The sequence below is a fragment of the Clavibacter sp. VKM Ac-2872 genome (assembly GCF_015351105.1).
Lineage (GTDB): Bacteria > Actinomycetota > Actinomycetes > Actinomycetales > Microbacteriaceae > Clavibacter.
In genome coordinates this window covers 43,105-68,452 of the sequence record NZ_JADKRR010000002.1, presented here as the reverse complement: position 1 = coordinate 68,452, position 25,348 = coordinate 43,105, and the positions used below count along the sequence as shown (strand labels likewise).

General features: G+C 70.5%; 36 protein-coding genes. 35 read left to right on the top strand and 1 reads right to left on the bottom strand.

All coding sequences use genetic code 11. The features are described from left to right. Window positions 1-5 precede the first annotated feature (5 nt). The 19 genes from rplB to map all read left to right on the top strand — a co-directional run bounded on the left by rplB (window position 6) and on the right by map (window position 10,567). The gene (gene rplB, locus ITJ40_RS10565; protein WP_012039303.1) at window positions 6-845 is read left to right on the top strand and encodes a 50S ribosomal protein L2; all 840 of its coding nucleotides are present in this window, start codon (window positions 6-8) and stop codon (window positions 843-845) included. A gap of 12 nt (window positions 846-857) precedes the next feature. Further along, window positions 858-1,139, top strand: a complete 282-nt coding sequence (rpsS, locus tag ITJ40_RS10560) for a 30S ribosomal protein S19 (RefSeq protein WP_012039302.1) — start codon at window positions 858-860, stop codon at window positions 1,137-1,139. Between the two features lie 25 nt (window positions 1,140-1,164). Continuing rightward, the gene (gene rplV / locus ITJ40_RS10555) at window positions 1,165-1,557 is read left to right on the top strand and encodes a 50S ribosomal protein L22 (protein WP_012297757.1); all 393 of its coding nucleotides are present in this window, start codon (window positions 1,165-1,167) and stop codon (window positions 1,555-1,557) included. Then, window positions 1,557-2,354, top strand: a complete 798-nt coding sequence (rpsC, locus tag ITJ40_RS10550; protein ID WP_194667047.1) for a 30S ribosomal protein S3 — start codon at window positions 1,557-1,559, stop codon at window positions 2,352-2,354. The genes rplV and rpsC overlap by 1 nt, the downstream gene beginning before the upstream one ends. Window positions 2,355-2,356: 2 nt before the next feature. Further along, complete coding sequence (gene rplP / locus ITJ40_RS10545) at window positions 2,357-2,776, top strand: 50S ribosomal protein L16 (protein ID WP_043584321.1); 420 nt, start codon at window positions 2,357-2,359, stop codon at window positions 2,774-2,776. Then, window positions 2,776-3,102, top strand: coding sequence for a 50S ribosomal protein L29 (gene rpmC, locus ITJ40_RS10540; RefSeq protein ID WP_012039298.1), 327 nt, complete (start codon window positions 2,776-2,778; stop codon window positions 3,100-3,102). The genes rplP and rpmC overlap by 1 nt, the downstream gene beginning before the upstream one ends. A 2-nt stretch (window positions 3,103-3,104) precedes the next feature. Next, on the top strand, window positions 3,105-3,401 hold the full coding sequence (gene rpsQ / locus ITJ40_RS10535) for a 30S ribosomal protein S17 (RefSeq protein ID WP_012039297.1): 297 nt from the start codon (window positions 3,105-3,107) through the stop codon (window positions 3,399-3,401). 27 nt (window positions 3,402-3,428) lie between these two features. Then, complete coding sequence (gene rplN / locus ITJ40_RS10530) at window positions 3,429-3,797, top strand: 50S ribosomal protein L14 (RefSeq protein WP_012039296.1); 369 nt, start codon at window positions 3,429-3,431, stop codon at window positions 3,795-3,797. A 2-nt stretch (window positions 3,798-3,799) separates the two neighbouring features. Continuing rightward, a complete protein-coding gene (gene rplX, locus ITJ40_RS10525; protein WP_015491186.1) occupies window positions 3,800-4,159 on the top strand; it encodes a 50S ribosomal protein L24 in 360 nt (119 codons plus the stop codon). Between the two features lie 2 nt (window positions 4,160-4,161). Next, window positions 4,162-4,758 (top strand): 50S ribosomal protein L5, encoded by a 597-nt coding sequence (gene rplE / locus ITJ40_RS10520; RefSeq protein ID WP_012039294.1) that lies wholly within the window; start codon window positions 4,162-4,164, stop codon window positions 4,756-4,758. A gap of 146 nt (window positions 4,759-4,904) precedes the next feature. Then, entirely contained in the window at window positions 4,905-5,303 is a 399-nt protein-coding gene (rpsH, locus tag ITJ40_RS10515) for a 30S ribosomal protein S8 (RefSeq protein WP_012039293.1), read from the top strand. Between the two features lie 4 nt (window positions 5,304-5,307). Next, a complete protein-coding gene (gene rplF, locus ITJ40_RS10510) occupies window positions 5,308-5,844 on the top strand; it encodes a 50S ribosomal protein L6 (RefSeq protein ID WP_043584315.1) in 537 nt (178 codons plus the stop codon). Between the two features lie 2 nt (window positions 5,845-5,846). Further along, window positions 5,847-6,218 carry a 50S ribosomal protein L18 gene (gene rplR / locus ITJ40_RS10505; RefSeq protein WP_012039291.1) on the top strand — a complete coding sequence of 124 codons (372 nt, stop codon included), beginning with the start codon at window positions 5,847-5,849 and terminating at the stop codon, window positions 6,216-6,218. A 35-nt stretch (window positions 6,219-6,253) separates the two neighbouring features. Beyond that, window positions 6,254-6,919 carry a 30S ribosomal protein S5 gene (rpsE, locus tag ITJ40_RS10500; protein ID WP_370532051.1) on the top strand — a complete coding sequence of 222 codons (666 nt, stop codon included), beginning with the start codon at window positions 6,254-6,256 and terminating at the stop codon, window positions 6,917-6,919. Then, complete coding sequence (rpmD, locus tag ITJ40_RS10495; protein WP_012039289.1) at window positions 6,919-7,101, top strand: 50S ribosomal protein L30; 183 nt, start codon at window positions 6,919-6,921, stop codon at window positions 7,099-7,101. Before rpsE ends, rpmD begins: the two co-directional genes overlap by 1 nt. Then, a complete protein-coding gene (rplO, locus tag ITJ40_RS10490) occupies window positions 7,101-7,679 on the top strand; it encodes a 50S ribosomal protein L15 (RefSeq protein ID WP_194667046.1) in 579 nt (192 codons plus the stop codon). Before rpmD ends, rplO begins: the two co-directional genes overlap by 1 nt. A 125-nt stretch (window positions 7,680-7,804) precedes the next feature. Then, window positions 7,805-9,127, top strand: a complete 1,323-nt coding sequence (gene secY, locus ITJ40_RS10485; protein WP_194667045.1) for a preprotein translocase subunit SecY — start codon at window positions 7,805-7,807, stop codon at window positions 9,125-9,127. Next, on the top strand, window positions 9,124-9,726 hold the full coding sequence (locus ITJ40_RS10480; RefSeq protein ID WP_194667044.1) for an adenylate kinase: 603 nt from the start codon (window positions 9,124-9,126) through the stop codon (window positions 9,724-9,726). The genes secY and ITJ40_RS10480 overlap by 4 nt, the downstream gene beginning before the upstream one ends. 4 nt (window positions 9,727-9,730) lie before the next feature. Beyond that, window positions 9,731-10,567, top strand: coding sequence for a type I methionyl aminopeptidase (gene map, locus ITJ40_RS10475; protein ID WP_194667043.1), 837 nt, complete (start codon window positions 9,731-9,733; stop codon window positions 10,565-10,567). 43 nt (window positions 10,568-10,610) lie between these two features. Here the strand turns inward: map and ITJ40_RS10470 are convergent, their stop codons facing one another. Continuing rightward, window positions 10,611-12,608, bottom strand: coding sequence for a transcription antiterminator (locus ITJ40_RS10470; protein WP_194667042.1), 1,998 nt, complete (start codon window positions 12,606-12,608; stop codon window positions 10,611-10,613). 212 nt (window positions 12,609-12,820) lie between these two features. Between ITJ40_RS10470 and ITJ40_RS10465 the strand changes: the two genes are divergently transcribed. The 16 genes from ITJ40_RS10465 (at window position 12,821) to rpsI (ending at window position 25,344) form a co-directional block, all read left to right on the top strand. Further along, window positions 12,821-13,201 (top strand): PTS sugar transporter subunit IIB, encoded by a 381-nt coding sequence (locus tag ITJ40_RS10465; RefSeq protein ID WP_194667041.1) that lies wholly within the window; start codon window positions 12,821-12,823, stop codon window positions 13,199-13,201. A gap of 93 nt (window positions 13,202-13,294) precedes the next feature. Beyond that, window positions 13,295-13,561, top strand: coding sequence for an HPr family phosphocarrier protein (locus ITJ40_RS10460; protein WP_012039282.1), 267 nt, complete (start codon window positions 13,295-13,297; stop codon window positions 13,559-13,561). Beyond that, on the top strand, window positions 13,558-15,228 hold the full coding sequence (gene ptsP, locus ITJ40_RS10455; RefSeq protein ID WP_194667040.1) for a phosphoenolpyruvate--protein phosphotransferase: 1,671 nt from the start codon (window positions 13,558-13,560) through the stop codon (window positions 15,226-15,228). The genes ITJ40_RS10460 and ptsP overlap by 4 nt, the downstream gene beginning before the upstream one ends. A 116-nt stretch (window positions 15,229-15,344) precedes the next feature. Next, complete coding sequence (locus ITJ40_RS10450) at window positions 15,345-16,880, top strand: PTS mannitol transporter subunit IICB (RefSeq protein ID WP_194667039.1); 1,536 nt, start codon at window positions 15,345-15,347, stop codon at window positions 16,878-16,880. A 109-nt stretch (window positions 16,881-16,989) separates the two neighbouring features. Continuing rightward, window positions 16,990-17,427, top strand: coding sequence for a PTS sugar transporter subunit IIA (locus tag ITJ40_RS10445; RefSeq protein WP_194667038.1), 438 nt, complete (start codon window positions 16,990-16,992; stop codon window positions 17,425-17,427). Further along, on the top strand, window positions 17,424-18,593 hold the full coding sequence (locus ITJ40_RS10440; protein ID WP_194667037.1) for a mannitol-1-phosphate 5-dehydrogenase: 1,170 nt from the start codon (window positions 17,424-17,426) through the stop codon (window positions 18,591-18,593). The genes ITJ40_RS10445 and ITJ40_RS10440 overlap by 4 nt, the downstream gene beginning before the upstream one ends. 273 nt (window positions 18,594-18,866) lie before the next feature. After that, window positions 18,867-19,088, top strand: coding sequence for a translation initiation factor IF-1 (infA, locus tag ITJ40_RS10435; protein WP_012039277.1), 222 nt, complete (start codon window positions 18,867-18,869; stop codon window positions 19,086-19,088). Window positions 19,089-19,160: 72 nt separating this feature from the next. Continuing rightward, window positions 19,161-19,274: a 50S ribosomal protein L36 gene (gene rpmJ / locus ITJ40_RS10430; RefSeq protein WP_012039276.1), complete on the top strand. Its 114-nt coding sequence runs from the start codon at window positions 19,161-19,163 to the stop codon at window positions 19,272-19,274. Window positions 19,275-19,431: 157 nt separating this feature from the next. After that, on the top strand, window positions 19,432-19,806 hold the full coding sequence (rpsM, locus tag ITJ40_RS10425; protein ID WP_015491172.1) for a 30S ribosomal protein S13: 375 nt from the start codon (window positions 19,432-19,434) through the stop codon (window positions 19,804-19,806). A gap of 44 nt (window positions 19,807-19,850) precedes the next feature. After that, window positions 19,851-20,249 carry a 30S ribosomal protein S11 gene (gene rpsK, locus ITJ40_RS10420; RefSeq protein ID WP_012039274.1) on the top strand — a complete coding sequence of 133 codons (399 nt, stop codon included), beginning with the start codon at window positions 19,851-19,853 and terminating at the stop codon, window positions 20,247-20,249. Window positions 20,250-20,410: 161 nt separating this feature from the next. Then, entirely contained in the window at window positions 20,411-21,406 is a 996-nt protein-coding gene (locus tag ITJ40_RS10415) for a DNA-directed RNA polymerase subunit alpha (protein ID WP_012039273.1), read from the top strand. 52 nt (window positions 21,407-21,458) lie between these two features. Next, window positions 21,459-22,022 (top strand): 50S ribosomal protein L17, encoded by a 564-nt coding sequence (gene rplQ / locus ITJ40_RS10410; RefSeq protein ID WP_194667036.1) that lies wholly within the window; start codon window positions 21,459-21,461, stop codon window positions 22,020-22,022. 101 nt (window positions 22,023-22,123) lie between these two features. Next, window positions 22,124-23,212: a GNAT family N-acetyltransferase gene (locus ITJ40_RS10405; protein WP_228512331.1), complete on the top strand. Its 1,089-nt coding sequence runs from the start codon at window positions 22,124-22,126 to the stop codon at window positions 23,210-23,212. Continuing rightward, window positions 23,209-24,210, top strand: a complete 1,002-nt coding sequence (locus tag ITJ40_RS10400; protein WP_194667035.1) for a tRNA pseudouridine(38-40) synthase TruA — start codon at window positions 23,209-23,211, stop codon at window positions 24,208-24,210. Before ITJ40_RS10405 ends, ITJ40_RS10400 begins: the two co-directional genes overlap by 4 nt. 151 nt (window positions 24,211-24,361) lie before the next feature. Then, window positions 24,362-24,808, top strand: coding sequence for a 50S ribosomal protein L13 (rplM, locus tag ITJ40_RS10395; RefSeq protein WP_012039269.1), 447 nt, complete (start codon window positions 24,362-24,364; stop codon window positions 24,806-24,808). A 50-nt stretch (window positions 24,809-24,858) separates the two neighbouring features. Further along, window positions 24,859-25,344, top strand: coding sequence for a 30S ribosomal protein S9 (gene rpsI / locus ITJ40_RS10390; RefSeq protein WP_012039268.1), 486 nt, complete (start codon window positions 24,859-24,861; stop codon window positions 25,342-25,344). The last annotated feature ends 4 nt before the right edge of the window (window positions 25,345-25,348 follow it).

The following is a 25,348-nucleotide window of genomic DNA, read 5'->3' as shown; positions in this document are numbered from 1 at the left end:
CACCAATGGCCATTCGCAAGTACAAGCCCACGACCCCGGGTCGTCGCGGTTCGTCCGTCGCCGACTTCGCGGAGATCACGCGTTCGACGCCCGAGAAGTCCCTGCTGCGCCCCCTCCCCAAGCACGGTGGTCGCAACAACGCCGGTCGCATCACCACCCGCCACATCGGCGGTGGGCACAAGCGTCAGTACCGCGTCATCGACTTCAAGCGCAACGACAAGGACGGCGTCCTCGCCACCGTCGCGCACATCGAGTACGACCCCAACCGCACGGCGCGCATCGCGCTCCTGCACTTCATCGACGGCTCGAAGCGCTACATCATCGCGCCGAACAAGCTGAAGCAGGGCGACAAGATCGAGTCGGGCCCCCAGGCCGACATCAAGCCGGGCAACAACCTGCCGCTGCGCAACATCCCCACCGGTACCGTCATCCACGCCATCGAGCTCCGCCCCGGCGGCGGCGCGAAGATGGGACGCTCCGCCGGCGCCTCCGTGCGCCTCGTGGCGAAGGACGGCCCCTACGCCCAGCTGCGCCTGCCCTCCGGCGAGATCCGCAACGTCGATGCGCGCTGCCGCGCGACCATCGGCGAGGTCGGCAACGCCGAGCAGTCGAACATCAACTGGGGCAAGGCCGGCCGCATGCGCTGGAAGGGCGTCCGCCCGACCGTCCGCGGTGTCGCGATGAACCCGGTCGACCACCCGCACGGTGGTGGTGAGGGCAAGACCTCCGGTGGTCGCCACCCGGTCAGCCCGTGGGGCCAGAAGGAAGGCCGCACGCGCCACATCAACAAGCCCAGCGACAAGCTCATCGTTCGCCGCCGCAACGCCGGCAAGAAGCGCAAGTAGGAGTTGTAGAAGATGCCACGCAGTCTGAAGAAGGGCCCCTTCGTCGACGACCACCTGCTCCGCAAGGTGATCTCGGCGAACGAGGCCAGCAGCAAGAACGTGATCAAGACCTGGTCGCGCCGCTCGATGATCATCCCGGCGATGCTGGGTCACACCATCGCGGTGCACGACGGTCGCAAGCACGTCCCCGTGTTCGTCACGGAGTCCATGGTCGGTCACAAGCTCGGCGAGTTCGCGCTCACGCGCACCTTCCGCGGCCACGTGAAGGACGACAAGAAGGGTCGTCGCCGCTAACGCGGCGACGAGAAGGAGGAGAGAAATGGTGGAGTCGATCGCACGCGTGCGTCACATCCGCGTCACCCCCCAGAAGGCCCGTCGCGTCGTGGACATGATCCGTGGCAAGCAGGCCGAGGAGGCCCTGGCCATCCTGAAGTTCGCGCCGCAGGGCGCGAGCGAGCCGATCTACAAGCTGGTGGCCTCGGCCATGGCGAACGCGCGGGTCAAGGCCGACGCGTCCAACAGCTTCCTCGCGGAGCAGGACCTCTACATCGCCAAGGCGTTCGTGGACGAGGGCACCACCCTCAAGCGGTTCCAGCCCCGCGCACAGGGTCGCGCATTCCGTATCAACAAGCGCACCAGCCACATCACGGTCGTCCTCGCGACGCCGGATGAGGCGGACGTGGCGACGACCGCGAAGAAGGCGAGCAAGTAATGGGACAGAAGGTCAACCCGTACGGGTTCCGTCTCGGGATCACGACCGACCACGTGTCGCGTTGGTTCTCGGACAGCACGAAGAAGGGGCAGCGTTACAGCGACTACGTCGCCGAGGACGTGCGCATCCGCACCATGCTCAAGACGAGCCTCGACCGCGCCGGTGTGGCGCGCATCGAGATCGAGCGCACCCGTGACCGTGTCCGCGTGGACATCTACACGGCGCGTCCCGGCATCGTCATCGGCCGCCGCGGCGTCGAGGCCGAGCGCATCCGCGCCGACCTCGAGAAGCTCACGGGCAAGCAGATCCAGCTGAACATCCTCGAGGTGAAGAACCCCGAGGCCGAGGCCCAGCTGGTCGCCCAGGGCATCGCCGAGCAGCTCGCGGGTCGTGTGGCGTTCCGCCGCGCGATGCGCAAGGGGCTGCAGGGCGCCCAGCGCGCCGGCGCCAAGGGCGTCCGCATCCAGGTGTCCGGCCGTCTCGGCGGCGCCGAGATGAGCCGTTCGGAGTTCTACCGCGAGGGCCGCGTGCCGCTGCACACCCTCCGCGCGAACATCGACTACGGCTTCTACGAGGCCCGCACGTCCTTCGGACGCATCGGCGTGAAGACCTGGATCTACAAGGGCGACATCACGAACAAGGAACTCGCTCGGGAGCAGGCGAACCAGAAGTCGTCGCGCCCGGAGCGCCGTAACGACCGTTCCGACGGTCGAACCGGAGATCGCCGCACCAACGCGCCGCGCACCGCGCCGGCCGCCGAGGCAGCGCCGGTCGCCGCAGCAGGAGTTGAGGCGTAACCATGTTGATCCCCCGCAAGGTCAAGCACCGCAAGCAGCACCACCCGGGTCGTACCGGCCACGCGACCGGCGGTACCGTCGTCTCGTTCGGCGAGTACGGCATCCAGGCGCTCACGCCCGCCTACGTCACCAACCGGCAGATCGAGTCCGCTCGAATCGCCATGACGCGCTACGTCAAGCGCGGCGGCAACGTCTACATCAACATCTTCCCGGACCGTCCGCTCACCAAGAAGCCCGCCGAGACCCGCATGGGTTCCGGCAAGGGCTCGGTCGAGTGGTGGGTCGCGAACGTCAAGCCGGGTCGTGTGCTCTTCGAGCTCTCCGGTGTCGACGAGGAGACGGCGCGCGCCGCCCTCACCCGGGCCATCCACAAGCTGCCCCTCAAGGCACGCATCATCAAGCGCGAGGAAGGCGACGCATAATGGCGATCGGTTCCAAGGAGCTCGCCCCCGTCGAGCTGGACACTTTCGAGGACGAGCGACTCGTCGAAGAGCTGAAGAAGGCCAAGGAGGAGCTGTTCAACCTGCGCTTCCAGTCGGCCACCGGTCAGCTCGACAGCCACGGCCGCCTCCGCGCGGTCAAGCGCGACATCGCTCGGATCTACACGGTCATCCGCGAGCGCGAGCTGGGCATCCGTGCCACGCCCGCCCCCGTCGAGGTCCCCGAGAAGCCCGAGAAGAAGAAGGCGACGAAGAAGGCCGCGAAGGCCGACGACGCCGCCGTCACCGAGAAGGCTGAGGAGGCTTGATCATGGCGAACGCCGAAGAGAAGAACACGGCTGACACCGCGACGGCCGACCGCGGCTACCGCAAGTCCCGCCGTGGCTACGTCACCAGCGACAAGATGGACAAGACCATCGTCGTCGAGGTCGAGGACCGCGTGAAGCACCCGCTGTACGGCAAGGTCATCCGCCGCACCTCCAAGGTCAAGGCGCACGACGAGGCGAACACCGCCGGCATCGGCGACCTGGTCCTGATCAACGAGACCCGTCCCCTCAGCGCCTCCAAGCGCTGGCGCCTGGTCGAGATCCTCGAGAAGGCCAAGTAGCCCCGGCTGCTTGGATAAGGAGCAACAGTGATTCAGCAGGAATCCCGCCTCAAGATCGCGGACAACACGGGTGCCAAGGAGATCTTGACCATCCGCGTGCTCGGTGGCTCGGGTCGCCGCTACGCCGGTCTGGGCGACGTCATCGTCGCGACCGTCAAGGACGCGATCCCCGGCGGAAACGTCAAGAAGGGCGAGGTCGTCAAGGCCGTCATCGTCCGCACCAAGAAGGAGACGCGCCGTCCCGACGGCTCGTACATCAAGTTCGACGAGAACGCCGCCGTCATCCTGAACAGCAACGGGGAGCCTCGCGGCACCCGCATCTTCGGACCGGTGGGCCGCGAGCTCCGGGACAAGAAGTTCATGAAGATCATCTCGCTGGCACCGGAGGTCATTTAGTCATGGCGAACATCAAGAAGGGTGACCTCGTGCAGGTCATCACGGGTCGCACGCAGGCCAAGGGCGGCGACCGGGGCAAGCAGGGCCGCGTCCTGTCCGTCCTGGTCGAGCGCAACCGCGTCGTCGTCGAGGGCGTGAACTTCGTCACGAAGCACGTCCGCGTCGGCCAGACGCAGCGCGGCTCCAAGACCGGCGGCATCGAGACCGTCGAGGCGCCCATCCACATCTCCAACGTCGCGCTCGTCGACCCCGAGTCCAAGAAGCCCACGCGAGTCGGCTTCCGGACCGAGCAGGTCGAGAAGGACGGGGTCTCCAAGACCGTCCGCGTCCGCTACGCCAAGAAGTCAGGTAAGGACCTCTAGCAATGACCGACACCGCAACCGCTGGCACGGCCGAGGGCACCACGCTCCCGCGCCTGAAGCAGAAGTACCGCACCGAGATCGTCAGCCAGCTGACCGCTGATCTCGGCTTCACGAACGTGCACCAGGTGCCCGGGCTGACGAAGATCGTCGTCAACATGGGTGTCGGTGACGCGGCTCGCGACGGCAAGATCATCGACGGCGCGGTCGCCGACCTCACCAAGATCACCGGCCAGAAGCCGCAGGTCACGAAGGCCCGCAAGTCGATCGCCCAGTTCAAGCTGCGTGAGGGCCAGGCCATCGGCACCCACGTGACGCTGCGCGGCGACCGCATGTGGGAGTTCCTCGACCGCCTGCTGTCCCTCGCCCTGCCCCGCATCCGCGACTTCCGCGGGCTCAGCCCGAAGCAGTTCGACGGCAACGGCAACTACACGTTCGGTCTCAACGAGCAGTCCATGTTCCACGAGATCGACCAGGACCGCATCGACCGGGTCCGCGGCATGGACATCACGGTCGTCACGACCGCTCGGACGGACGACGAGGGACGCGCGCTGCTCAAGGCGCTCGGCTTCCCGTTCCAGACGCCCGAGAACACGCCGTAACACGCTCCACCTGCACGACCAGCACGACCAGCACGACCGCATCACCGCACGATCGGCGCCGGGCACCTCCGCCCGGCGCCGCCACCACCACAGGTCGTCATCCGTGTCCGGATGAACGAAACCAGGCGAGAGAGGCACCACCAGATATGACAATGACCGACCCGGTCGCTGACATGCTGACCCGACTCCGGAACGCGAACTCCGCGCACCACGACACGGTCTCCATGCCGCACTCCAAGCTCAAGTCGCACATCGCCGACATCCTCAAGTCCGAGGGCTTCATCGCCGGCTGGGACGTCGCGGACGCCCGCGTCGGCCAGACGCTGACGCTCAGCCTCAAGTTCGGCCCCGACCGCGAGCGCTCCATCCGGGGCATCAAGCGCGTGTCGAAGCCCGGACTGCGCGTGTACGCGAAGTCCGCGGAGATCCCCCAGGTCCTCGGCGGCCTCGGGGTCGCCATCCTGTCCACCTCCTCGGGGCTCCTCACGGACCGCCAGGCTGCGAAGAAGGGCGTGGGTGGGGAAGTCCTCGCCTACGTGTGGTAACGCCATGTCACGCATCGGAAGACTCCCCATCGACGTCCCCGCAGGGGTCGACGTCGCCGTGGACGGCCAGCACGTCACGGTGAAGGGCCCGAAGGGCGAGCTCAGCCTCACCATCGCGCAGCCCATCCGCGCCGAGGTCCAGGACGGACAGGTGCTCGTCACCCGTCCCGACGACGAGCGCGAGTCGCGCTCGCTCCACGGCCTCACGCGCAGCCTCATCGCGAACAACATCGTCGGCGTCACCACCGGCTACACCAAGGGCCTCGAGATCGTCGGCACGGGTTACCGCGTCGCGCTCAAGGACAAGGGCGTCGAGTTCGCGCTCGGCTTCTCCCACCCGGTGTACGTCGAGGCGCCCGCGGGCATCAGCTTCACCGTCGAGGGCGTCAACAAGATGACCGTCGTCGGCATCGACAAGCAGCTCGTCGGCGAGACGGCCGCCAACATCCGCAAGATTCGCAAGCCCGAGCCCTACAAGGGCAAGGGCGTCCGCTACGCCGGCGAGAACGTTCGCCGCAAGGCCGGAAAGAGTGGTAAGTGATCATGGCTCTCGGAGTTAGAGGAAAAAGCAAGTCCGCCGCCCGCGGCCGCAGGCACGCACGCCTGCGCAAGAAGGTCGAGGGCACCGAGCTGCGTCCGCGCCTGGTCGTCACCCGTTCGGCCCGTCACGTCTTCGTGCAGGTCGTCGATGACAGCCGTGGTCACACCGTCGCGTCCGCGTCGACCCTCGAGGCCGACATGCGCACGTTCGACGGCGACAAGACCGCCAAGTCGCGCAAGGTCGGCGAGCTCGTCGCCGAGCGCGCCAAGGCGGCCGGCGTGGAGAGCGTCGTATTCGATCGTGGTGGCAACCGCTACGCAGGACGCGTCGCGGCCATCGCCGAAGGAGCTCGAGAGGGTGGTCTGAGCCTGTGAGCGCAGCCGAGAACAACAACAAGGAGCCCGAGGTCGTGGCAGTGGCGGAGACGCCCGTCGAGACCGCGGCGTCCACCGCACCCGCGCAGAACGAGGGCCGCGACGGCCGTCGTGGCGGGCGCGACCGGAACCAGGGCGGCCGCGACAGCCGCGGTGGCCGTGATGCCGACAAGAGCCAGTTCCTGGAGCGCGTCGTCACCATCAACCGCGTGTCCAAGGTCGTCAAGGGCGGTCGTCGCTTCAGCTTCACCGCGCTCGTGATCGTCGGAGACGGCAACGGACTGGTGGGCGTCGGCTACGGCAAGGCCCGCGAGGTCCCGACCGCCATCTCCAAGGGCGTCGAGGAGGCGAAGAAGAACTTCTTCCGCGTCCCCCGCATCGGCCTGACCATCCCGCACGCCGTGCAGGGTGAGGCGTCCGCCGGAGTCGTCCTCCTGCGCCCCGCGTCCGCGGGTACCGGCGTCATCGCCGGTGGCCCCGTCCGCGCGGTGCTCGAGTGCGCCGGCATCCACGACGTCCTGAGCAAGTCGCTCGGCTCGTCGAACACGATCAACATCGTGCACGCCACGGTCGAGGCGCTCAAGCAGCTCGAGGAGCCGCGCGCCGTCGCAGCCCGTCGTGGGCTCGAGCTCGAGCAGGTCGTCCCGGCCCGCATCCTCCGCGCCCAGCGTGCCGAGGCCGACGCGAAGGCAGGTGTCTGATGGCTCAGCTCCGAGTGACGCAGATCAAGTCCAAGATCAGCGAGAAGCAGAACCAGCGCGACACCCTGCGGAGCCTCGGGCTCCGTCGCATCGGTGCCGTGGTGGTCCGAGAGGACAACGCCCAGAACCGCGGCTACGTCAACACCGTCGCGCACCTGGTGAAGGTGGAGGAGATCGACTGATGGCTGAGAAGAACGAGTCGGCCGAGGCGGCGCCCGTGAAGGCGCCCAAGGCCGCACCCAAGAAGACCGCGAAGGCCCCCGCCGCCGCGGCCGCTTCCGCCGAGACGACCACGGTCGGCTCGACGGAGACGGTCAAGCGCGAGCAGGTCCTCAAGGTCCACCACCTCCGTCCCGCCGCCGGGGCCAAGAAGGCACGCCAGCGTGTCGGCCGCGGTGAGGGCTCGAAGGGCAAGACCGCGGGTCGTGGCACCAAGGGCACGAAGGCCCGCTACACGGTCCGCGTCGGCTTCGAGGGTGGGCAGATGCCGCTGCACATGCGCACCCCGAAGCTCCGCGGGTTCAAGAACCCGTTCCGCGTCGAGTACCAGGTCGTGAACCTGGAGAAGCTCGCCGTGCTCTACCCCGACGGCGGCGACGTCACCACGAGCGACTTGGTCGCCAAGGGTGCCGTGCGCAAGAACGAGAAGGTCAAGGTCCTCGGGGACGGCGACATCTCGGTTAAGCTGACGGTTGCTGTCGACAAGGTCTCCGGCTCCGCTGCGGAGAAGATCGTCGCAGCAGGCGGCTCCGTCAAGTAGCACTTCAGGACGCAACGGCAGGGGCGGTCGGGAAACCGACCGCCCCTACCGGCACCTGGGGCCGCATCGGGTCGGCCCGACCCCCGCCTCCCGGCGGACCTCCCACAGAAAGCAGGACACCCTCCGTGTTGAGCGCCGTCGTCAGGATCTTCCGCACCCCCGATCTGCGTCGCAAGATCGGGTTCACGCTGGGCATCATCGCCCTCTTCCGCCTCGGATCCTTCATCCCGGCGCCGTTCGTCGACTTCGCCAACGTGCAGTCGTGCCTCGCGGCGAACCAGGGCACCTCGGGCCTCTACGAGCTCGTCAACCTCTTCAGCGGCGGGGCGCTGCTGAAGCTCTCCATCTTCGCGCTGGGCATCATGCCGTACATCACGGCGTCGATCATCGTCCAGCTGCTCCGCGTGGTCATCCCGCACTTCGACACCCTCTACAAGGAGGGCCAGTCCGGCCAGGCCAAGCTCACGCAGTACACGCGCTACCTCACGATCGCCCTCGCGGTGCTCCAGTCCACGACGCTCATCACGGTCGCGCGCAGCGGTGCGCTGTTCGGCCAGACCAACGTCAGTGCCTGCACGCAGCTCGTCACGAACGACGCCTGGTACGCGATCATGCTCATGGTCATCACGATGACCGCCGGCACCGGCCTCATCATGTGGATGGGCGAGCTCATCACCGAGCGCGGCATCGGCAACGGCATGTCGCTCCTCATCTTCACCTCGGTCGCCGCCGCGTTCCCGACCTCGCTCATCGCGATCCAGCAGAGCCGCGGCTGGGAGGTCTTCCTCCTGGTCATCGCCGTCGGGCTCCTCGTCGTCGCCGCGGTCGTGTACGTCGAGCAGTCGCAGCGCCGGATCCCCGTCCAGTACGCCAAGCGCATGGTCGGCCGCCGCACCTACGGCGGCAACAACACCTACATCCCCATCAAGGTGAACATGGCCGGCGTCGTGCCCGTCATCTTCGCCTCGTCGCTGCTGTACCTGCCCGCGCTCGTGGCGCAGTTCAACCAGCCGGCCGTCGGCCAGCCGCCGGCGCCGTGGGTGCAGTGGATCACCGACAACCTCACCACCGGCGACCACCCGCTCTACATGGCGATGTACTTCCTCCTCATCGTCGGCTTCACGTACTTCTACGTCGCCATCACCTTCAACCCGGAGGAGGTCGCCGACAACATGAAGAAGTACGGCGGCTTCATCCCCGGCATCCGCGCGGGACGCCCGACGGCCGAGTACCTCGACTACGTGCTCACGCGCATCACGCTGCCGGGCTCGCTGTACCTCGGGCTCATCGCGCTCCTGCCGCTCATCGCCCTGTCGCTCGTCGGCGCGAACCAGAACTTCCCGTTCGGCGGCGCGAGCATCCTGATCGTGGTCGGCGTCGGCCTCGAGACGGTGAAGCAGATCGACTCGCAGCTGCAGCAGCGGCACTACGAGGGGCTGCTCAAGTGACCCGGCTCCTGATCGTCGGCCCTCCCGGTGCAGGCAAGGGCACGCAGGCGAAGCGCATCGCGGCCGAGTACGGGATCCCCGACGTCTCGACCGGCGACATCTTCCGCCAGAACATCAAGGACCGCACCGAGCTCGGCCAGCAGGTGCAGGCGCTGGTGGACGCGGGCAACTACGTCCCCGACGAGCTCACCAACAGCCTCATCACCGCGCGCCTCCAGGAGGAGGACGCGCAGGCGGGCTTCCTGCTCGACGGCTACCCGCGCACGCTCGACCAGGTCGCGTACCTCGAGGAGCTGCTGCAGGGATGGGGCCAGGAGCTCGACGCCGTCATCCAGCTCGTCGCGGACGAGGAGGAGGTCGTCGCCCGGCTGACCCGCCGCGCGGCCGAGCAGGGTCGCGCCGACGACGGCGAGGACGAGATCCGGCACCGCCAGGAGGTCTACGTCCGCGAGACGAGCCCCCTCATCGACGTCTACCGCGACCGCGGCCTGCTCGTCGAGGTCGACGGGCTGGGCGAGGTCGACGAGGTCGCCGAGCGCATCCGCGCCGCCCTCGCGGGCCGCGGCGTCCGCCCCTCCTCCGACGCCGGCCGCGCGTAGCGACGTGGGCGCGCTCCGCCGCACGCCGGGGATCTACAAGACCCCGGACGAGATCCGCCGCATGGTCGCGCCCGGCCTCGCGACCGCGGCGTCGCTCGACGCCGTCCGCGGGCTCATCGCGCCCGGCGTCACGACGGGCGAGCTCGACGCCGCAGCCGACGCCGCCATCCGCGCGCTCGGCGGCCGCTCCAACTTCCAGCTCGTGCCGGGATACCGCCACACCGTGTGCGTCTCCGTCAACGACGAGGTCGTGCACGGCATCCCCGGCGACCGCGTGCTGCAGCCGGGCGACATCGTCTCGGTGGACAGCGGCGCCGAGATCGACGGCTGGAACGGCGACTCGGCCATGACGGTCGTGGTGCCGGATCCCGCGCGCCCCGACGTCGTCGAGGCCCGCGAGCGGCTGTCCCGCATCACGGAGGACTCGCTCTGGGCGGGCATCGCCCGGCTCGCGACCGCGTCGCATCTCAACGAGGTGGGCGAGGCCGTCGAGGAGAGCGTCGAGGCGGCCGGATCCTTCGGCATCGTCATGGACTACACGGGCCACGGCATCGGCCGGAGCATGCACGAGGATCCGCCGGTGTTCAACTACCGCGTGCGCGGCAGGGGTCCGGCGGTCAAGCCCGGGCTCGTCGTCGCGATCGAGCCGATGATCACCGACGGCGACGCGGAGACGCGCGTGCTCGACGACGACTGGACCGTCGCCACGGTCGACGGCAGCATGGCCTCGCACTGGGAGCACTCCGTCGCGGTGCACGCGCGCGGCATCTGGGTGCTCACGCTCGCCGACGGCGGGGCGTCGCGCCTCGTGCCGCTCGGCGTCACGCCCGTCGCGCCCTGATCGTCGCGCGACGCGGCTGACCCGCTCCGCCCGCGCTAGCCGGTCAGGTGTCCATGACGTGCACGAGCTCCTCGATGAAGGAGCCGTGCGATCCGGACGCCCGCATGATCGCCTGCACGTCGCGGTGGTCGGAGAAGACCTCGACGAACTGGTCGAAGACGTGCTGGAAGCTCGTGCGCCCGCTCGCGCTGAAGGCGACGAGCGCGACCACGTGGACGCGGTTGCCGCCCCACTGCATCGCCTCGTCGTTGACGACGATGGCGATGGCGGTGCGGTGCGCGGTCATGGCGAGCGAGTGCGGCACGGCGAGCGTGTCGGTGAACGCGGTCGACGACAGGCGCTCGCGCTCGATGGCGCCCTCGATGTACTCGGGCTCGATGATGCCCTGCTCGACCATCCGCTGGCCGAGCAGCCGGATCATCGCCTCCTCGTCGGGTGCGTGCAGGTCGCGGAAGAACAGCGACTCGTCGAGGAAGCGGAGCAGGTCGTGCTTCATGGAGCTGCGGCGCGCGTGGCGGCGGACGCGGGCGACCGCCCGGCGGATCGCCTCGATGTCGTCGGGCGTCGGCAGCGGCTGGACCACGACGACGTCGTCGGCAGGCGGGCGCGTCCCCGTGGCGTCGATCACGAGCTGCACCCCGAGGGCGTCCGCGTCGACGTCGGTGCGGGTGACCACGGCGTCCACGCTGATGTCGGCGCCGAGGGCCTGCTCGATGCGCTGGCGCATGATCTGGTGCAGGTCGTAGTAGTTCGGGCAGACCAGCGCGCAGGCGACCCGGTCGTCCCGTCGGGCGACGCGCTCCCGGTGCGATCCCACATGCAGGGCGATGTAGGCGATCTCGTCGTCGTTGATCGCGATCCCGCGCCGCCGCTGCACCTCGCTCGCGATGAAGACGGCGATCTCGTAGGTCATCGGGTACGAGGTCTTGATGGAGCGGGCCAGCGGGTTGCGCGAGAAGGACCGGTCGGCGGCGCGGGCGACGAGATTGCCGAGGTGCAGCGAGAAGCGCACCGTGAAGTCCTCGTCCTCGAGGTCGACCAGGTACTCCTGCTTCACGCGGCGGACGATGGCCCGCACCACGTCCAGGTCGCTCTCGACGACGTGCTCGCGCATCACGGTCGCGAGGGACTGCTCGTTGCCGGGCGTGACGACGCGCGTGCGGACGAGGAGCGCGAGGTAGGCCACGTCCCCGGCGGGCACCGGCACGTCGAAGTGCGCGGCGAGGAGACGGGCCAGCACGGTCCGGATCGCGAGGGCGGTGGGATCGGCGGAGGGCACGGGTGACGCGGCGTCGTCGGCGGCGGCCGGTCCCGTGGGCGCGGACGCGGCGCCGAGCGCGGCGTCCACGGAGGGATCCGCGTCCGCGTCCGTCCGCCGCGGCGCCCGCGCGAGCCGGTCGACGGCGATCGCCACGTGCAGCAGCACGTTGTCGACCCCGTACTCGTTGACGAAGAAGCCGCCCTCGGTCAGCTCGCGGATCAGGTCCGTCTTGAACGCGCGGAGGGAGTCGGACGCGAACTCCCGCTGCACCGTCTCGAGCGGCAGGAAGCCCTGCGCGCTCTCGTCGCGGAACATGCGCGACAGCAGCCGACGGAAGTCGCGCTCCGAGCCCTCGAGCGCGACGGTGGATCCGGCCCGGCGGAGGGCGAGCCCGGCGTCCTCGACGAGGGCGCGCACCTTCCGGAGGTCCGCCTCGACCGTGGACTCGCTCACGTGCAGCTCGCCCGCGAGCGCGAAGACGTCGAGGCCGTCGGGCGCGTCGCCGAGGCGGCGGACGAGCGCGTGCAGGCGGTCGCGGGGCGTGCCCTGAGGATCGCCGCCCGTGCGCGTGCCGAGGTGGCGGGCGTAGCTGCCGGCGTCGATCCGGTAGCCGTCGGGGGAGGAGGCGATGGCCACGGTCGAGCGCTCGCGCACCGCCGTGACGTAGTTGCGGACGCTGCGCGTGGTGACCCCGAGGCGGTCCGCGAGCTCGCCGGCCTCGACCCAGCGGTCGGCCGTGGACAGGTAGTCCAGCAGCCTCTCCTGGTTCTCGCTCAGCATGGTCGTCTCCCTGCGCGGCGGATCTCGTCCCCTCGGGCGGCGGACGGAGCGTGCCGCTCTCGGAGACGAGTCAACCATCCGCGCCCGCCGTCGAGGCCCGCCCGGACGCCCGCCGGCCTGGTCTTCCTACCCCGCGGAATCGGATCTGCTGGCACCCGCGCCCTCCCGCGGAGCACGATGGGACGACCAGCGACGACGCGAGGAGGCACAGCATGACCGGGAGGATCCTCGTCGTCTGCGGCTCCGGCGCATCCAGCACCTTCCTCGCCCAGCGCCTCCGCGCGCTCGCCGAGGCCGACGGGCTCGAGATCGAGGCCGTCGCCGGATCCCTCGCGCAGGTGCGCCTCGACGCCGCCGGCATGGACGTCGTCCTCCTCGGCGCCCACCTCGCCGACCGGCTCGACGACGTGCGCGAGGCCGCCGCCGACGAGGGCGCGACCGCGGTGCTCCTCGACGCCGACGCCGCGCGCCCCGAGGGAGCTCGTGCCGCGCTCGACCGGGCTGTCGCCGCCATGCGCCAGGGTGCCCGCTCGCTCCGCCTCGGCCCGGGGCTGCACGGCCGTCCCGTCGGGGGATCCCCGCCCGTCACCTGACCTCCCGCCCCGCGCCGACACCGCACGACCCGCACGACAGCACGACGCCCGCCCACCAGGGCCCCACCGCCGGGGCCGACCGAAGGAGCCACCATGGCAGAACGCACCGTCACCATCGCCTCGTCGCACGGGCTGCACGCCCGCCCCGCCTCGCTGTTCACGCAGGCCGCCGCGAAGGCCGGGATCCCCGTGCAGCTCGCCAAGGGCGACCGCAGCGTCAACGCCGCGAGCATCCTCGGCGTGATCTCGCTGGGCGTCGACACGGGCGACGAGGTCGTCGTCTCCGCCGAGGGCGAGAACGCCGAGCAGGTCGTCACCGACCTCGCGACGCTCCTCGAGTCGGATCTGGACGCCGCATGAGCTCCCGCGTCCTGAACGGCATCGGCATCGGCCGGGGATCCGCCGTCGGTCCCGTCATCCGGATGCCCGACCCGCTCCCCGAGCCCGCCGACACCGCGAGCGCGCTGACCGCCGACGAGGAGCGGATCCGCGTGAGCGCGTCCCTCGCCGCGACGGCCGCCGACATCCGCATCCGCGGGGAGAAGGCCGGCGGCGCCGCGAAGGACGTCCTCGAGGCGCAGGCCTTCATGGCCGAGGACCCCACCCTCGTCGACGACATCACCGCCCGCCTCGCCACGGGACGCACTGCCGAGCGCGCCGTGCACGAGGCCTTCGCCGGCTTCCGCGACCTGCTCCTCAGCATGGGCGGCTACATGGGCGAGCGCGCCACCGACCTCGACGACGTCTCGCAGCGCGTCGTCGCGCACCTGCAGGGCGTCGCGGCCCCCGGCGTGCCGGATCCCGACCACGCCTTCGTGCTCGTCGCCCGCGACCTCGCCCCCGCCGACACCGCCCTCCTCGACCTCGACAAGGTGCTCGCCCTCATCACGACCGACGGCGGGCCCACCTCGCACACGGCGATCCTCGCCCGTGAGAAGGCGATCGTCGCGGTCGTCGGCGTCGCCGCGGCCGCCGACCTGGCCGACGGCGAGACCGTCGTGGTGGACGCGCTGACGGGCGCCGTCACGGTCGACCCGAGCGCCGACGAGGAGTCCGCCGCGCGCGACGCCATCGCCGCCCGGAAGGCGCGCGTCGCCGTCCCCACCGGACCCGGCGCGCTCGCCGACGGCACCGCGATCCCGCTGCTCGCCAACCTCGGATCCGCCGACGGTGCGGCCGACGCGGTCGAGAAGGGCGCCGAGGGCGTCGGGCTCTTCCGCACCGAGTTCCTCTTCCTCGACGCCACGAGCGCGCCGACGGTCGACGAGCAGCGCGCGCACTACACGCGCCTGCTCGAGGCGTTCCCCGGGCAGAAGGTCGTCGTCCGCGCGCTCGACGCCGGCGCCGACAAGCCGCTGAGCTTCCTCAACGACGCCGACGAGGAGAACCCGGCCCTCGGGCTCCGCGGCCTCCGCGCGCTGCGGGCCAACGAGCAGATCCTCCGCGACCAGCTCACCGCGCTCGCGCAGGCCGACGCCGCCACCGACGCCGACCTGTGGGTCATGGCGCCCATGGTCTCGACCGTCGAGGAGGCGCGCTACTTCACGGCCCTCGGCCGCGAGCTGGGCCTCACGACCGTCGGCGTGATGGTGGAGGTCCCGTCCTCCGCGCTCCTCGCCGACCGGATCCTCGCCAACGCCGACTTCGCGAGCATCGGCACCAACGACCTCACGCAGTACACGCTCGCGGCCGACCGCCTGCTGGGATCCGTGGCCGCGTTCCAGGATCCGTGGCACCCCGCCGTCCTCCGCCTCGTGCAGGAGGTCGGCACCGCGGGCCGCGCGCTCGGCAAGCCGGTGGGCATCTGCGGCGAGGCGGCGGCCGACCCGCTGCTCGCCGTCGTGCTCGTCGGCCTCGGCGCCACCAGCCTCTCGATGTCGCCCGCGGCCCTCGCCGACGTGCGCGCCGAGCTCGCTCTCCACACGCGCGAGGAGGCGGAGGCCCTGGCCGCCGTCGCCCTCGCCGCCGACAGCGCCGTCGAGGCGCGCGCCGCGGTCACCGCGGCATCGGCGCCTGCCACCGTCTGATCCGCACCACCGACCCACCGCACGGCCCTCTCCACCGCACCACCGCACATCCCTCCACCCGCAGCACGGCGGGCCGCAGCAGGCCCGCCACCACCACGAACAGGAGCACCACCCCCATGACGACGACGTCACCCACCCGCAGCACGGGCAAGACCGTGCGGCTCGGCGTGCAGAAGTTCGGCACGTTCCTCAGCGGCATGATCATGCCGAACATCGCGGCGTTCATCGCCTGGGGCCTGCTCACGGCCCTGTTCATCCCGGACGGCTACCTGCCGAACGCGGACATCGCGAAGCTGATCAGCCCGATCCTGTTCTTCCTCCTGCCGCTGCTCATCGCGAACACCGGCGGCCGCATGGTCTACGACGCCCGCGGCGGCGTGGTCGCGACCATCGCCACCATGGGCGTCATCGCCGGCACCATCGGCGACCCGTACTTCGAGGGCGGCAGCCCGATGTTCCTCGGCGCCATGATCACGGGCCCGCTCGCGGCGTACCTGCTCAAGGTCATCGAGCGGCTCTGGATCGACCGGATCCGCCCCGGCTTCGAGATGCTCGTCAACAACTTCTCCGCCGGGATCCTCGGCGCGGTCTTCGCGATCGGCGCCTTCTTCGGCCTCACCCCGATCATCCGCGCGATCACGTCGGTCCTCGGCGGCGGGGTCGGCTTCCTCGTCGACAACAACCTGCTGCCGCTCACGAGCATCGTGATCGAGCCCGCCAAGGTCCTGTTCCTCAACAACGCCATCAACCAGGGCATCCTCACGCCGCTCGGCACCGCCGAGTCGCTGGAGAAGGGCAAGAGCATCCTGTTCCTGCTCGAGGCGAACCCCGGCCCCGGCCTCGGCGTGCTCCTCGCGTTCGCGATCTTCGGTGCGGGTGCCGCCCGCTCCACCGCCCCCGGCGCGATCCTCATCCAGTTCGTCGGCGGCATCCACGAGATCTACTTCCCCTACGTGCTCTCCAAGCCGCTCCTGTTCCTCGCGGTCATCGCGGGTGGCGCGTCCGGCGTCGCGACCAACGTCGCGTTCGGCTCGGGCCTCCGCGCCCCCGCCTCGCCCGGCAGCATCATCGCCGTGCTCGGGCAGACCGCCAGCGACAGCTTCCCGGGCGTGATCCTCTCGGTCATCATCTCGGCGGCGGTCACCTTCGTCGTCGCGGCGGTCATCCTCCGCACCGGCAAGAAGACCGAGGGCGACTTCGGCGCCGCGGTCGCCGCGACGCAGGCCAACAAGGGCAAGGAGTCCTCGATCCTCTCCGGCCTCGGCGCCGAGACCGGCACCGCGGGCACGGTCGGCGGCCTCGCCGACGGCGCGAGCGCCACCGGCACGGGCACGGACGGCGGCACGGCCACGGCCACCCGCATCCAGGACATCGTGTTCGCCTGCGACGCCGGCATGGGCTCGTCCGCCATGGGCGCCTCGGTGCTCCGCAACAAGATGAAGAAGGCCGGCGTCACCGACGTCACGGTCGTCAACAAGGCGATCGCGGCCCTCGACGGCACGGCCGACCTCGTGATCACGCAGCGCGAGCTCACCGACCGCGCCCGCCAGAAGAGCCCGTCCTCGGAGCACGTCTCCGTCGACAACTTCATGAACTCGCCGCGCTACGACGAGATCGTCGAGCTGGTCCGGAAGCAGCGCTCGGACAGCTGATCACCCGGGGTCCGCCCGCGCGGCGGACCCCCGCACCACCGCACCGCGGAGGCTGGGCCATGCTGGAAGGCGCCCGGCCCCCGCACCACGCACACACGTCAGGAGCACCATGTCGAACGTCCTCGAACCCGCCCAGATCCGCGTCGGCGGCACCGCGTCCTCCGTCGAGGAGGCCATCGCCGAGGCGGCGGGCATCCTCGTCGCCGCGGGCGCCGTCACCCCCGAGTACCAGGGGTACATGCTCGAGCGCGAGACGAGCGTCTCGACCTACATGGGCAACCTCCTCGCCATCCCGCACGGCACCAACGAGGGCAAGGACACGATCCTCGACTCCGCCCTCTCCTTCGTCCGCTACGACGCCCCCATCGACTGGGCGGGCAACGAGGTGCGCTTCGTGGTCGGCATCGCCGGCAAGGACAACGGCCACCTCGACATCCTCAGCAAGATCGCCATCATCTTCAGCGACGACGACGAGGTGCAGAAGCTCCTCGACGCCCCCGATGCCGCGGCGCTGTACGCCCTCCTGGCCGAGGTGAACGAGGCGTGAAGGCCGTCCACTTCGGCGCGGGCAACATCGGGCGCGGCTTCGTCGGGCTGATCCTGCACGAGGCCGGCTACGAGGTCGTCTTCGCCGACGTCAACGCCGAGCTCATCGGGCACCTCGCGTCCGCCGACTCCTACCGCGTGACCGAGGTCGGCCCGCATGCGCGCGACTGGACCGTCACGGGCTTCCGCGCGATCGACAGCGCGGCCGACGGCGAGGCGCTCATCCAGGAGATCGCGACGGCCGAGGTCGTGACGACCGCGGTGGGACCCGCCATCCTCCGCTTCGTCGCCCCCGCGATCGCCGCCGGCCTCCGCGCGCGCTCGGCCGACCTCGGCCCCGTCGCCGTCATGGCGTGCGAGAACGCGATCAACGCGACCGACACCCTCCGCGACGAGATCGCGAAGGCGCTCGGCGACGAGACCGACGCCCTCGGACGCGCGGTGTTCGCGAACACGGCCGTCGACCGCATCGTGCCGAACCAGGATCCCGCCGCGGGCCTCGACGTGACCGTCGAGGACTTCTCGGAGTGGGTCGTGGAGCGCACGCCGTTCGGCGACGCCGTGCCCGAGATCGCGGGCGCCACGTTCGTCGACGACCTCGCGCCCTACATCGAGCGGAAGCTCTTCACGGTGAACACGGGCCACGCGACCGTGGCCTACCACGGCTACGCGCGCGGCGCCGTGAGCCAGTCGGACGCGATGGCGATCCCCGAGGTCGCCGACGAGGTGCGCCAGGTGCTCGAGGAGACGAGCGCGCTGCTCGTCGCGAAGCACGGGCTCGACGAGGGGGAGCAGGCGGCGTACCGCGAGAAGAACCTCGCGCGCTTCGCCAACCAGGCGCTCGCCGACACGGTCGAGCGCGTCGGCCGCCAGCCGCTGCGCAAGCTCTCCCGCGAGGAGCGCTTCGTGGGTCCCGCGTCGCAGCTCGCCGAGCGCGGGCTGCCGTACGCGGCGCTCGTGCGCGCGATGGGGCAGGCGCTCCGCTTCGATCCCGCGGGCGACCCGCAGGCGCTCGAGCTGCAGGGCCTGCTCGCGACGGACACGGCGGCGGACCTCGTGCGCCGCGTCACGGGCCTCGACGACCAGCACCCGCTGACGCCCGACCTCGTCGCCGTCGTCGACGCCGCCCAGGCCGACCGCCGCAGCGCCCCGCGCCACCGCGCGTAGCCGTCGCGCCAGCGGTGCCATCACCGGCACGCGACCAGCACGGGCCGGACGGGCGACCGTCCGGCCCGTCGTGCGTCCGGCGCGTCGTGCGCCCGCTAGCGCAGGATCCGCGGATCCGCCCGCGACACGCGGGGAGAATTGCGACACGCCCGGGGATGCCGTACTCTCGACCCTTGGTGCTCAGCCGCCTCCCGGCGTGCCACGAGCACCTGCGTCTCACCATGATGCGCATCCGCACGAACAGCAGACACCACCTCTAGCGACAGTGAGTATATGGCCAAGAAAGACGGCGTCATCGAGATCGAAGGCGGAGTTGTCGAAGCTCTGCCGAACGCGATGTTCCGCGTTGAGCTGAGCAACGGGCACAAGGTCCTCGCCCACATCTCGGGCAAGATGCGTCAGCACTACATCCGCATCCTCCCCGAGGACCGCGTGATCGTGGAGCTGAGCCCGTACGACCTCACCCGCGGCCGGATCGTCTACCGCTACAAGTAGGCCTGCTGCACAAGGAACGGCCCCGCATCCGCGGTGGCACGAGGCCAGCGAGAACGAAAGCAAGGAAGCATCATGAAGGTCAACCCCAGCGTCAAGAGGATCTGCGAGAAGTGCAAGGTCATCCGACGCAACGGCCGCGTGCGCGTCATCTGCGACAACCCCCGCCACAAGCAGGTCCAGGGCTAGTCAGCACGACCGCACGGCACCACCACCAGCACCACCAGAAGAAGAACGACAGCAGCGCCGGAAGCCGGGGTCCTGAGGGATCCGGGGGACACCATCGGTCGGAGGCCGATGCACAGGCTCTGCTGCAGACCTCCATCCACCACCAGGAGAAGCCTCAATGGCACGTCTAGCAGGCGTCGACCTCCCGCGCGACAAGCGCGTCGAGATCGCACTCACGTACATCTACGGCGTCGGCCGCACCTCGAGCGTCAAGACCCTCGAGGACACCGGCATCGACAAGAACATCCGCGTCAAGGACCTGAGCGACGACCAGCTCATCGCCCTCCGCGACTACATCGACGGGAACTTCAAGGTGGAGGGCGACCTCCGCCGCGAGGTGGCCGCCGACATCCGACGCAAGGTCGAGATCGGCAGCTACGAGGGCATCCGCCACCGCCGCGGCCTCCCTGTCCACGGGCAGCGCACGAAGACCAACGCTCGCACCCGCAAGGGCCCGAAGCGCACCGTAGCCGGCAAGAAGAAGGCGCGCTAGGCCCTCGGCCCGCGCCTCGCCACCCGTAGACACAGGAGAATTCCATGGCAGCACCCAAGTCGGCCGTTCGCAAGCCGCGCCGCAAGGACAAGAAGAACATCGCCGTGGGCCAGGCCCACATCAAGAGCACCTTCAACAACACCATCGTCTCGATCACGGACCCGACCGGTGCCGTCATCAGCTGGGCGTCCTCGGGCGTCGTCGGCTACAACGGCTCGCGCAAGTCGACGCCGTTCGCCGCGCAGCTCGCCGCCGAGTCGGCCGCCCGCCAGGCGCAGGAGCACGGCATGAAGAAGGTCGACGTGTTCGTCAAGGGACCCGGCTCCGGCCGCGAGACCGCGATCCGCTCGCTCCAGGCCGCCGGCCTCGAGGTGGGCTCGATCAACGACGTCACCCCGCAGGCGCACAACGGCTGCCGCCCGCCCAAGCGCCGCCGCGTCTAGCTCGCGCTGATCGGTCGCTGCCGTCCCGCTCCACCAGGAGGGGACGGCGTCGGCCGATCCGCCGTGTGTCCGATCGACCAATTCACTACCCGCCCGGGCCGCCACCCGGGGGGCATCGCAGGCGTCATATAGCGGACGCCTCGCCGAAAGGAAACAACACAGTGCTCATTGCGCAGCGCCCCACCCTCACCGAGGAGTCCATCTCGGAGTTCCGCTCGCGGTTCGTCATCGAGCCGCTCGAGCCCGGCTTCGGCTACACGCTCGGCAACTCGCTCCGCCGCACGCTCCTCTCGTCCATCCCCGGCGCGGCCGTCACCAGCATCCGGATCGACGGCGTGCTGCACGAGTTCAGCACCGTCCCCGGCGTGAAGGAGGACGTGACCGAGATCATCCTCAACATCAAGGGCCTCGTCGTCTCCAGCGAGCACGACGAGCCGATCACCGCGTACCTGCGCAAGCAGGGTGCGGGCCAGGTCACGGCCGCCGACATCTCGGCTCCGGCCGGCGTCGAGATCCACAACCCCGAGCTCGTCATCGCCACGCTCAACGAGAAGGCGAAGTTCGAGCTGGAGCTGACGATCGAGCGCGGCCGCGGCTACGTCTCGGCGACCCAGAACCGCAGCGAGTTCAGCGAGGCGGGCCAGATCCCGGTCGACTCGATCTACTCGCCCGTGCTCAAGGTCACCTACCGCGTCGAGGCCACCCGTGCCGGCGAGCGCACCGACTTCGACCGCCTCGTGGTCGACGTCGAGACCAAGTCGGCCATCACGCCGCGCGACGCGATCGCGTCCGCCGGCCGCACGCTCACGGAGCTGTTCGGCCTGGCGCGCGAGCTCAACTCGGCCGCAGAGGGCATCGAGATCGGCCCCGCGCCGGTCGACGCCGTCCTCAGCTCCGAGCTGTCGATGCCCATCGAGGACCTCGACCTCTCGGTCCGGTCGTACAACTGCCTGAAGCGCGAGGGCATCAACAACGTCAGCGAGCTCGTCGCCCTCTCGGAGACGCAGCTCATGAACATCCGCAACTTCGGACAGAAGTCGGTGGATGAGGTCAAGGACAAGCTGGTCGAGCTCGGTCTGTCGCTGAAGGACGCCGTCCCCGGCTTCGACGGCGCGCACTACTACAGCTACGACGAGGACGAGACCACCACCAACTGATCCGTCCGGCCTCGGCCGTACGCCTTCTTTCGACACTTACGGAGACAAGACCATGCCCAAGCCCACCAAGGGTCCCCGCCTCGGAGGCGGCCCGGCGCACGAGCGCCTCATGCTCGCGAACCTGGCCCAGAGCCTCTTCGAGCACAAGTCCATCAAGACGACCGAGACGAAGGCCAAGCGCCTGCGTCCCGTCGCGGAGCGCCTCGTGACGTTCGCCAAGCGCGGAGACCTTCACGCCCGCCGCCGCGTCATGGGGATCATCCCCTCGAAGAGCGTCGTGCACGAGCTCTTCACGGAGATCGCGCCCCTCGTCGCCGAGCGCGACGGCGGCTACACCCGCATCACGAAGCTCGGCTTCCGCAAGGGCGACAACGCCCCCATGGTGCAGATCGAGCTCGTGCTCGAGCCCGTGACCCCGAAGGTCCGTTCCTCGCGCACCTCCACCACGACGGCCCCGGCCGCCGCGGCCCCGGTCGCCGAGGCGCCCGCGGAGGAAGCGGAGGTCCCCGTCGAGGAGACCGACGCCGTCGAGCACACCGACGCGACCCCCGCGGAGGCGACCGACGAGGCCGCCGCCGAGGTCGAGGCCGACGCCGCGGAGAAGTCCGACAAGTAGCACCGCACCACCCCGAGAGCCCCCGTCGCGCTGCGCGTCGGGGGCTCTCGCGCGTCCGGGCATCCCGGCGCCCGTGCGCACGGCCCCGGTACCCTGGACGGATGACCGACAGCAGCACGACCATGCCGGACGCCTCCTCCTCCGCGCCGATCCCGCTCCCCGAGGGGCCCGAGGGGATCACCTGGCGCCCCATCTCCCCGGACGACGTCGACGCCCTCGTCGAGCACATGAGCGTCGTGGCCGACGCCGACCACCCCGACCACCGCGCCACCCGCGAGGAGATCGAGATGGCGCAGGGCTTCTCCTTCGTCGACCTCGCGCGCGACACGGTCGTGGCCGTCGACGCCGACGGGCGCCTCGTGGCCGAGGGCGTCGCGGTCGTCAAGCCGGACGACGAGACCGTCGTCCGCGCGAACGTGTCCGGATCCGTGCGCCCCGACGCCCGGCGGCGCGGCATCGGCGGGCGGCTGCTCGACTGGCAGATCGCGCGCGCCAGGCAGTCCCTCGCCGTCGCTCAGCCCGCCCCGCACATCACGGACCCGGTGCCGACGCGCATGGGCGCCGACGTCCAGGTCGACTCCGCGGGCCATGTCGCCCTCCTCGAGTCGCGCGGGTTCACCCCGAGCCGCTACTTCATCGAGATGCACCGCGACCTCGCCCAGGACCTGCCCGACGTGCCGGTGCCCGACGGCCTCCGGCTGATCCCGGTGACGCGCGAGTGGTGGGAGCGGGCGCGCCTCGCCAAGAACGAGGTGTTTCGCGACCACTGGGGATCCGAGCCCGTCAGCGTCGAGAGGTGGGAGGCCTTCCTCTCGCTGCCGACCGCGCGCGACGACCTCTCCGTGATCGCCGTGGCGGGCGAGGGGGACGACGCCGTCGTCGCGGGCTTCGCGATGGCCGAGGTCACGCCGGAGAACTGGGAGGCGGCGGGCTACAGCTCCGCGTACGTCGCCCTCGTCGGGGTGCGCCGGGAGTTCCGCGGCCGCGGGCTCGCCCAGGCGATCCTCTCCGCGGCCCTCGCGGGCTTCCGCGCGGAGGGCGTCCAGCGCGCCGTGCTCGACGTCGACTCCGACAGCCCGACGGGCGCGCTCGGCCTGTACGAGCACCTCGGCTTCACGCAGGCGAGCCGCTCGGCCGTGTACGAGCGCGAGGTCGGCATGACGCCGCCCCGGGGATCCGCCGCCCGATGAGCGCGGATGCCGGAGCGGGGGACGCCAGCACGCGCCTCCGCCTCGACATCGCGTACGACGGCACGGGGTTCGCCGGCTGGGCGAAGCAGCCCGGGCTCCGCACCGTGCAGGGCGCGCTCGAGGACGCGCTCGCGCAGCTGCTCGCGCGGACGCCGCCGGCGCCGACGCTCGTCGTCGCCGGGCGGACCGACGCGGGCGTGCACGCGACCGGCCAGGTCGCGCACCTCGACCTCTCGGATGCGCAGATCGCGTCCCTCGACCGGCCGCCGCGGGGCCGGGCCGCGGGCGCTGCGGGGGAGGGGCCGCACGTCCCCTCCGCCGACCGCGCCGCCGCGGCCCTCGCGCGCCGGATGAACGGCGTGCTCGGCGCGAGGTCCGACGTCGTCGTGCTCGCCTGCGCCCCGGCGCCCGACGGGTTCGACGCCCGGTTCTCCGCGACGTGGCGCGCGTACCGCTACCGGATCTCCGACGCCGCCGGCCCCCGCGACCCCCTGCAGCGCCACCGCACCGTCGAGATCCCGGTCGCCCTCGACGCGTCCGTGCTGCAGGAGGCGGCGGGCGCCCTCCTCGGGCTCCACGACTTCGCCGCCTACTGCAAGCCGCGCGAGGGGGCCTCGACCATCCGCACGCTCCAGGAGATGACCTGGACCCGCGCGGCCGACGGCGCGCTCGAGGCCACGGTGCGGGCCGACGCGTTCTGCCACAGCATGGTGCGCGCCCTCGTCGGCGCGTGCGTCGCGGCGGCGTCCGGCCGCGTCGGCGTCGCGCGGCTCCGCGCGCTGCTGGAGCTCCGCGAGCGGACGAGCGAGTTCACCGTGATGCCCGCGCGCGGCCTGGAGCTCGAGCGGGTGGGCTACCCGCCCGACGCGGAGCTCGCGGCGCGGAACGAGATCACTAGGAACCGCCGGGCGGCGCACGAGGTGGACACGATCATCGAGGGCGCCGCGGAGGCCGTGCGCGACCTGGCCCGCATCCGCGACACGCCCGGGATTGCCTGATCGCCCCGGATCGCGTACTCTGAACCGGTTGTCTGCACGCCTGCGTGCGGCGACGTACAAGGTTGAGCCCTCCACCGGATGCGTTCTCGTCAGAACGCCCACGGAGCGGGATCCACGACCATCTCACCTCGAAAAGAAGGCAGTCAGATCAATGACGCGCACCTATTCCCCCAAGGCCAGTGAGGTCCAGCACGACTGGGTCGTCATCGACGCCACGGACATCGTCCTCGGCCGTCTCGCCAGCCACGCCGCCGCGCTCCTGCGCGGCAAGCACAAGGCCACGTTCGCCCCCCACATGGACATGGGCGACTTCGTGATCATCGTCAACGCCGAGAAGGTGGCGCTCACGGGCCAGAAGCTCGAGAAGAAGCTGGCCTACCGCCACTCCGGCTACCCGGGCGGCCTCACGGCCACCACCTACGTCGAGATGCTCGAGAAGCACCCCACGCGCGCGGTCGAGAAGGCCATCCGCGGCATGCTGCCGAAGAACTCGCTGGGTGCGGCGCAGCTGAAGAAGCTCAAGGTCTACGCGGGCCCCGAGCACCCCCACGCTGCTCAGCAGCCCACCCCGTACACCCTCGGCCAGGTCGCTCAGTAGCTCCGGCTGCCGACAGCGACGACCAAAGACCTCAGAAGGAATCGAACCCAGTGGCTCAGATCTCAGACTCCCTCGACGTGGCTCCCGAGAGCTTCTCGACCGAGACCCCGAACGAGGAGGCCCCCAAGGCCCCCCGCGCGGTCCTCAACGTGTCCGGCGGCGCCGTCGGACGACGCAAGCAGGCCATCGCCCGCGTGCGCCTCGTCCCCGGCTCCGGCTCGATCACGGTCAACGGCCGTGAGTTCGCGGACTACTTCCCCAACAAGCTGCACCAGCAGCTCGTGAACGACCCGTTCAAGGTGCTCGACCTCCTCGGCAGCTACGACGTCGTCGCGCGCATCTCCGGCGGTGGCCCCTCCGGCCAGGCCGGTGCCCTGCGCCTCGGCATCGCCCGCGCCCTCAACGAGATCGACGAGGAGAACAACCGCGCCGTGCTGAAGAAGAACGGCTTCCTCAGCCGCGACGCGCGCGTCAAGGAGCGCAAGAAGGCCGGACTCAAGAAGGCCCGCAAGGCGCCCCAGTTCTCGAAGCGCTAAGGCG

What these genes read in the sequence shown, in the direction of transcription:
- rplB (WP_012039303.1), top strand. Translation starts at nt 6, where the DNA reads ATGGCCATTCGCAAGTACAAGCCCACGACCCCGGGTCGTCGCGGTTCG.
- rpsS (WP_012039302.1), top strand. Translation starts at nt 858, where the DNA reads ATGCCACGCAGTCTGAAGAAGGGCCCCTTCGTCGACGACCACCTGCTC.
- rplV (WP_012297757.1), top strand. Translation starts at nt 1,165, where the DNA reads ATGGTGGAGTCGATCGCACGCGTGCGTCACATCCGCGTCACCCCCCAG.
- rpsC (WP_194667047.1), top strand. Translation starts at nt 1,557, where the DNA reads ATGGGACAGAAGGTCAACCCGTACGGGTTCCGTCTCGGGATCACGACC.
- rplP (WP_043584321.1), top strand. Translation starts at nt 2,357, where the DNA reads ATGTTGATCCCCCGCAAGGTCAAGCACCGCAAGCAGCACCACCCGGGT.
- rpmC (WP_012039298.1), top strand. Translation starts at nt 2,776, where the DNA reads ATGGCGATCGGTTCCAAGGAGCTCGCCCCCGTCGAGCTGGACACTTTC.
- rpsQ (WP_012039297.1), top strand. Translation starts at nt 3,105, where the DNA reads ATGGCGAACGCCGAAGAGAAGAACACGGCTGACACCGCGACGGCCGAC.
- rplX (WP_015491186.1), top strand. Translation starts at nt 3,800, where the DNA reads ATGGCGAACATCAAGAAGGGTGACCTCGTGCAGGTCATCACGGGTCGC.
- rplE (WP_012039294.1), top strand. Translation starts at nt 4,162, where the DNA reads ATGACCGACACCGCAACCGCTGGCACGGCCGAGGGCACCACGCTCCCG.
- rpsH (WP_012039293.1), top strand. Translation starts at nt 4,905, where the DNA reads ATGACAATGACCGACCCGGTCGCTGACATGCTGACCCGACTCCGGAAC.
- rplF (WP_043584315.1), top strand. Translation starts at nt 5,308, where the DNA reads ATGTCACGCATCGGAAGACTCCCCATCGACGTCCCCGCAGGGGTCGAC.
- rplR (WP_012039291.1), top strand. Translation starts at nt 5,847, where the DNA reads ATGGCTCTCGGAGTTAGAGGAAAAAGCAAGTCCGCCGCCCGCGGCCGC.
- rpmD (WP_012039289.1), top strand. Translation starts at nt 6,919, where the DNA reads ATGGCTCAGCTCCGAGTGACGCAGATCAAGTCCAAGATCAGCGAGAAG.
- rplO (WP_194667046.1), top strand. Translation starts at nt 7,101, where the DNA reads ATGGCTGAGAAGAACGAGTCGGCCGAGGCGGCGCCCGTGAAGGCGCCC.
- ITJ40_RS10470 (WP_194667042.1), bottom strand. Translation starts at nt 12,608, where the DNA reads ATGCTGAGCGAGAACCAGGAGAGGCTGCTGGACTACCTGTCCACGGCC.
- ITJ40_RS10465 (WP_194667041.1), top strand. Translation starts at nt 12,821, where the DNA reads ATGACCGGGAGGATCCTCGTCGTCTGCGGCTCCGGCGCATCCAGCACC.
- ITJ40_RS10460 (WP_012039282.1), top strand. Translation starts at nt 13,295, where the DNA reads ATGGCAGAACGCACCGTCACCATCGCCTCGTCGCACGGGCTGCACGCC.
- ptsP (WP_194667040.1), top strand. Translation starts at nt 13,558, where the DNA reads ATGAGCTCCCGCGTCCTGAACGGCATCGGCATCGGCCGGGGATCCGCC.
- ITJ40_RS10450 (WP_194667039.1), top strand. Translation starts at nt 15,345, where the DNA reads ATGACGACGACGTCACCCACCCGCAGCACGGGCAAGACCGTGCGGCTC.
- ITJ40_RS10445 (WP_194667038.1), top strand. Translation starts at nt 16,990, where the DNA reads ATGTCGAACGTCCTCGAACCCGCCCAGATCCGCGTCGGCGGCACCGCG.
- infA (WP_012039277.1), top strand. Translation starts at nt 18,867, where the DNA reads ATGGCCAAGAAAGACGGCGTCATCGAGATCGAAGGCGGAGTTGTCGAA.
- rpmJ (WP_012039276.1), top strand. Translation starts at nt 19,161, where the DNA reads ATGAAGGTCAACCCCAGCGTCAAGAGGATCTGCGAGAAGTGCAAGGTC.
- rpsM (WP_015491172.1), top strand. Translation starts at nt 19,432, where the DNA reads ATGGCACGTCTAGCAGGCGTCGACCTCCCGCGCGACAAGCGCGTCGAG.
- rpsK (WP_012039274.1), top strand. Translation starts at nt 19,851, where the DNA reads ATGGCAGCACCCAAGTCGGCCGTTCGCAAGCCGCGCCGCAAGGACAAG.
- rplQ (WP_194667036.1), top strand. Translation starts at nt 21,459, where the DNA reads ATGCCCAAGCCCACCAAGGGTCCCCGCCTCGGAGGCGGCCCGGCGCAC.
- ITJ40_RS10405 (WP_228512331.1), top strand. Translation starts at nt 22,124, where the DNA reads ATGACCGACAGCAGCACGACCATGCCGGACGCCTCCTCCTCCGCGCCG.
- ITJ40_RS10400 (WP_194667035.1), top strand. Translation starts at nt 23,209, where the DNA reads ATGAGCGCGGATGCCGGAGCGGGGGACGCCAGCACGCGCCTCCGCCTC.
- rplM (WP_012039269.1), top strand. Translation starts at nt 24,362, where the DNA reads ATGACGCGCACCTATTCCCCCAAGGCCAGTGAGGTCCAGCACGACTGG.